The sequence below is a fragment of the Streptomyces sp. NPDC102360 genome, assembly GCF_044766085.1.
Classification (GTDB): domain Bacteria; phylum Actinomycetota; class Actinomycetes; order Streptomycetales; family Streptomycetaceae; genus Streptomyces.
The window spans coordinates 1-3,699 of record NZ_JBIWLG010000030.1 but is presented as its reverse complement, the minus strand read 5'-3'; the positions used below and the strand labels follow the sequence as shown (position 1 = coordinate 3,699).

Here is a 3,699-nt window from a genome sequence, read left to right as displayed (position 1 = left end):
GTCAGCCCCGGGTGAGCCACATGCGGTCGAAGTTGGCGTCGCATTTGTTGCCCTGCTCACAGGAGACCGTAATCGCATTGGTCCCCTTGGTGAGCTGAACGATGGCCCACGTGTTCGTCCAGCCCTTCTCCCAGTCACCTTCCTTGGCGCCGGCGAAGTTCTTCATGTTCAGCGGGCGATCCTGCTTCGTACCGTTCACGTTGATCGTCGCGTCGGAGTCCTTGCCCGGCACCCCGTAGTCGACATGCAGCTTGTACGCGCCGTCCTTCGGGATGTCGCTGACCGTCCAGGTGACGCTCGCGCCCACCTTGTTGAACCCGGTGACGTACACCCCGCCGTCCGCCTTCGCGCCCTGCACGTCCGACGCGGTGGCCGTGCCACCCGCCAGCTTCAGCGTCTTCGCGTCGGTCTTGGGCAGGTCGACCGGCGCCGCGGACGCCGACTTCGAGGGCTTCTCGCTCGGCTGCACCGACTGCGAGCCGTCGGACGCCTTGCCGCCGGCCTCGCCCTTGTCGTCGCCCGAGTCGTTGCTGAGCATGGCGACGCCGATGCCGATGACGACGGCCGCGACCACGGCGACCGCACCGATCAGGAGCGCCTTCGTGTTGGGGCCGCGGCCCCGGCCGCCACCGCGCATGGGCGCCGTCGGCGGGCCCGGCTGGCTGGGCACGCCGCCGCCGGGCATCGTCTCGGGAGCCTGGTAGTGCGCGTTCGGCTGCTGGTACGCCTGGGTCGGCTGGGTCTGCCCGTACTGCTGGCCGTACTGCTGCCCGTACTGGCGCTCGCCGACCGTGCGGATCTGATTGGCCCGGTAGGAGGACCGCGGGTTCGGGTAGCCGTAGCCACCGCCCGCGCCCTCGGGCGGGGTCGCCCCTGCCGCCTGCCCGTCGGCGTACAGATAGCCGAACGGATCGTCGTCCTCGGGTGTGGTGCTCCCGCTGTTGTTGCCGGGCGCCATCCCAGATCACTCCCTACACGTTGCTTACCTCGGCGAGGGTACCCGCTGCGAGTGACCCCACTGCGTGGCCTTGACCTCACCGGGACCGCGGAACCGCGCCCAATGTAGGGGCTATCCGGCCCGCCTGTGCTGCTTACTACGTGATCTTTTCTCTACGTACATGCGCTGGTCAGCGGATTGCAGCACTTCCTCGGCCGTCATACCGCAGTGGGCCCAGCCGATGCCGAAACTGGCCCCTACCCGGACCGCCCTGCCATCCACTCGAATCGGCGGAATGATGGCGTTCCGCAACCTGACGGCGAGGTCCTGGGCGTCCTCGCGGCCGAGGCCGTCGGCGAGCACCACGAACTCGTCACCGCCGAGCCGGGCGACCGTGTCCCCGTCCCGTACGACGCTGGTCAGCCGGCGGGCGACCTCGATGAGGACGGCGTCGCCCGCGTTGTGCCCGAACCTGTCGTTGATCGACTTGAAGCCGTCGAGGTCGCAGAAGAGGACGGCGAGCCCCTTCGTGCCGTTGTCGGCTCCGGAGACCCCGTCGGGCTCGGGTGCGGCGACGTGTACATGGTGGTCGAAGCCGTCGAACCCCTCGTAGAGATTCGACTGGTGCGGGACGGGGGCCCCGAAGTCGTAGCCGATCCCGGTCGCGTCCTCGCCCGCGGCGGCGCCCCGGTGGTCGCCGTAGGCCGCGTCGAGGGAGTCGATGGCGCTGGGGCCCGGCTCCTGGGGGCGGCGGCACAGGCGGGCGGAGAGGCGGGAGCGCAGCTCCGCCGAGTTCGGCAGGCCGGTGAGCGAGTCGTGCGAGGCGCGGTGGGCGAGGTGCAGCTCGCGGCGCTTGCGCTCCTCGATGTCCTCGACGTGGGTGAGCAGGAAGCGCGGCCCGTCGGCGGCGTCGGCGACCACCGAGTTCCGCAGGGACACCCAGACGTACGTGCCGTCGCGGCGGGCGAGGCGCAGCTCCGCGCGGCCGCCCTCGGCGGAGGTGCGCAGCAGCGTGCCGATGTCCTCCGGATGCACGAGGTCGGAGAACGAGTAGCGGCGCATGGCCGATGCAGGGCGGCCGAGGAGGCGGCACAGCGCGTCGTTGGTCCGCAGGATCCGGCCGTGCTGGTCGCCGCCCATCTCGGCGATCGCCATCCCGGAGGGGGCGTACTCGAAGGCCTGCCGGAAGCTTTCCTCACTGGCCCGCAGCGCCTGCTGCTCGCGCTCCAGGCGGACCAGGGCGCGCTGCATGTTGGACCGAAGGCGTGCGTTGCTGATCGCGATGGCGGCCTGGAAGGCGTACATCTGCAGGGCCTCGCGGCCCCAGGCGCCGGGGATGCGTCCGTTGCGCGGGCGGTCGACGGAGATCACGCCGAGGAGTTCGCCGCCGGAGGTCCCCGTCGAGTACATGGGGGCGAAGAGGCGGTCGGCGGGGTGCCACTCGTCCTCGAAACGGGGCGGCGGTCCCGCGGTGAACCACTGCGGCACATCGTCCTCGTCGAGCACCCAGCCCTCGGTGTGCGGTATGAAGCGCAGCTCGCCCCACTTCAGTCCCATGGCGAGGCGGCGGTCCCAGGCGGGGCGGGAGCCCACGCGCCCGGTGATCAGGGCCTCGGCCGCGGAGTTGCCCGCGAAGGCGGCGACGACCAGATCACCGTCGGGACGTACGAGGTTCACGCACGCCAGCTCGTAGCCGAGCCCGCTCACGACTCCGTCCGCGACGGTCTGCAGAGTGTCGGCCAGACTGCGGGCGGTGTTCATGTCCGCCATCACCTCGTGCAGCTGACGCAGGGTCGCAAGACGGACGTACGGCTCCGACTCGGTCTCCATGCTCAGTTCTCCCCGAGACCTCGACAGCACTCCAGAATTCGGATCGGTTCGCTTCGCACGTGCAGCGGCACGTTCATCAGCAGTGTCGACGCCACTGAATCACAGCGAGCTGTGCACCCGGTACACAGGGTCAACAAATTATGGCCCCTGTGACTCAAGTCACAGCAGGAGATGAAGGATTGGCGCTCATTACCGGACGGGTTCTGTGCGTTTCCTGAACACGAACCGCGCCCATGGTCCTAGGACCGGCCTCGGCCATCGGCCCGATGCGGGGCGCGTGGGGGCGGAGCTAGCGTTGAAGTCGTGTTGAAGACGTCCCCCGCCAATTCGGTCCCCTCCCCTACGGCCCCATCGGTCCCACCGGCCCCCTCCGGGCATGCTGAGGGGGTGAGCACCGACGAGTTCCGCGCCGCCCTGTCCCGCCTTGCCGCAGGTGTCGTCCTGCTGACCTCGCACGAGCCGCAGCTCGACCCCGACGGGCCGGTCGGCGAGGACGCGGGCATGACGGCGACGGCCTTCATGTCCGTCTCCCTCGACCCGCCCCTGGTGATGGTGTCGCTGCGCAACAGCTCCCGTATGGACGACCTCCTGGACGAGCAGCCGCTGTGGGCGGTCTCGGTCCTCTCGGAGTCCCAGAGCCACATCGCCGGCCGCTTCGCCATGAAGGGCCGGCTCAGCGACCGGCTCCTGTTCCAGGACATCCCGTACGTACGCGGCGAGCACACGGGGGCGCCGCTGGTGGGTGGGGCGTTGGCGACGCTGGAGTGCCGGACGGAGAACACGGTCGTCGCGGGCGACCACACGTTGGTCATCGGCCGGGTCCTGTCGGCTTCCCTGCCGAGCGCGGAGGGCGGCCCGCTCCTGTACTTCCGCGGCCGCTACCGCCACCTCGGCTGACCCTTCGACTCCGGCTTCCCTCAAGCACGGTCCGG

General features: G+C 70.0%; 3 protein-coding genes. 1 reads left to right on the top strand and 2 read right to left on the bottom strand.

What is annotated here, in order from left to right:
- Window position 1 precedes the first annotated feature (1 nt).
- On the bottom strand, window positions 2-958 hold the full coding sequence (locus ACIRHA_RS43115; RefSeq protein WP_403857717.1) for a carbohydrate-binding protein: 957 nt from the start codon (window positions 956-958) through the stop codon (window positions 2-4).
- A 111-nt stretch (window positions 959-1,069) separates the two neighbouring features.
- Window positions 1,070-2,767, bottom strand: a complete 1,698-nt coding sequence (gene cdgB, locus ACIRHA_RS43110; protein WP_403857714.1) for a diguanylate cyclase CdgB — start codon at window positions 2,765-2,767, stop codon at window positions 1,070-1,072.
- Window positions 2,768-3,154: 387 nt separating this feature from the next.
- Between cdgB and ACIRHA_RS43105 the strand changes: the two genes are divergently transcribed.
- The gene (locus ACIRHA_RS43105) at window positions 3,155-3,664 is read left to right on the top strand and encodes a flavin reductase family protein (protein WP_403857711.1); all 510 of its coding nucleotides are present in this window, start codon (window positions 3,155-3,157) and stop codon (window positions 3,662-3,664) included.
- Window positions 3,665-3,699: the final 35 nt, after the last annotated feature.

What these genes read in the sequence shown, in the direction of transcription:
- ACIRHA_RS43115 (WP_403857717.1), bottom strand. Translation starts at nt 958, where the DNA reads ATGGCGCCCGGCAACAACAGCGGGAGCACCACACCCGAGGACGACGAT.
- cdgB (WP_403857714.1), bottom strand. Translation starts at nt 2,767, where the DNA reads ATGGAGACCGAGTCGGAGCCGTACGTCCGTCTTGCGACCCTGCGTCAG.